Annotated in this window: 1 protein-coding gene; it reads right to left on the reverse strand. The window is 33.5% G+C overall.

Features of this window, described 5'->3' with window-relative positions; all coding sequences use genetic code 11:
* Positions 1-267: 267 nt before the first annotated feature.
* Positions 268-861: a DUF6680 family protein gene (locus IR213_RS16160; RefSeq protein ID WP_194313307.1), complete on the reverse strand. Its 594-nt coding sequence runs from the start codon at positions 859-861 to the stop codon at positions 268-270.
* Positions 862-1,021: the final 160 nt, after the last annotated feature.

Genomic DNA, 1,021 nt, shown 5'->3' on the forward strand with positions numbered 1-1,021 from the left:
GATAAATACTTGCTTAAAGATAAAGAAAACTAAGGAGTTATCCAAATATTTTGAACGATTTTTAATACAAAAGAATAAACATTGGAAAGGAAGGTTTTTAGACAGTTTGACGTCCCGCTGCTTTGAGATGGCTGGAAATTCGTAATCTTTCAGTTTTTGGTTTTGCAGAATTATGATGCGAAACGGTAATTCCACTAAATTCCAGCTATATCAAAACAGCTGTTGTGCGTCTGCCTTTTTATTTACTAATACATTCAATTATGACTATTATACCTTTTCTATTTCGTCCGTTCGGGTTTGTTGACTTGCCAAATAATTCTCAATCCAAATATTGTGCATCTTCGTCCCAGTTTCAAAAAACTGTTTCTCCGCCTGTTGATGATTCCAATTCTCAATACTATCATTCTCGTGAGCAATCGGAGTGTAACTTTTCTGAATTGCAGTCTGTTTTAATTTCTTATAGCCCAAAGATATTGCCATCTCCGAAAGTAGGTCAGTCCTTAATAAATTCCAGATTTCATTTGGATTTGTTAAATTCTTATTGTTCATCGAATCATATAACTTATCCCAAGCAGTTAAAACAGCAAGTTCGTCTTGAAATACAATGTCAATCTGATTTAAGGCGTTTACAAATGTGTATGCCGTTGGGTTTCCACGCAAAGAAAAAAGAGTTAAAAACAAGTCGCTTTTGGCTTTCAGTTGAATTTGTTCGTCATTTAGTTTTCTCCCTATTTGAACGGCTTTTAAGGGAGAAAAATAAACAGCTAAAGCCGTAACAACTAATATCAATAAACTAACAATCCAAAATGCAATTTCAAAATAGTCTTTTGTTGTCATTACCACTTCTGTTGTATTTGCCATATAAATTTCTGTTTTTAGATTCAGTTCGGTTAAGGTTGCGCACAACGCCAGTTCGTCTAAAAACCCTCAAACGGACTCAATTTTGTTAATCAGAGCGTAAATATATGTGATTTAAACTACAATTAAAGTTCTTTGTTGAAAAACGGATTGTTCTTTCTTA

It is taken from the genome of Flavobacterium soyangense (assembly GCF_015277675.1).
Taxonomy (GTDB): domain Bacteria; phylum Bacteroidota; class Bacteroidia; order Flavobacteriales; family Flavobacteriaceae; genus Flavobacterium; species Flavobacterium soyangense.

What these genes read in the sequence shown, in the direction of transcription:
- IR213_RS16160 (WP_194313307.1), bottom strand. Translation starts at nt 861, where the DNA reads ATGGCAAATACAACAGAAGTGGTAATGACAACAAAAGACTATTTTGAA.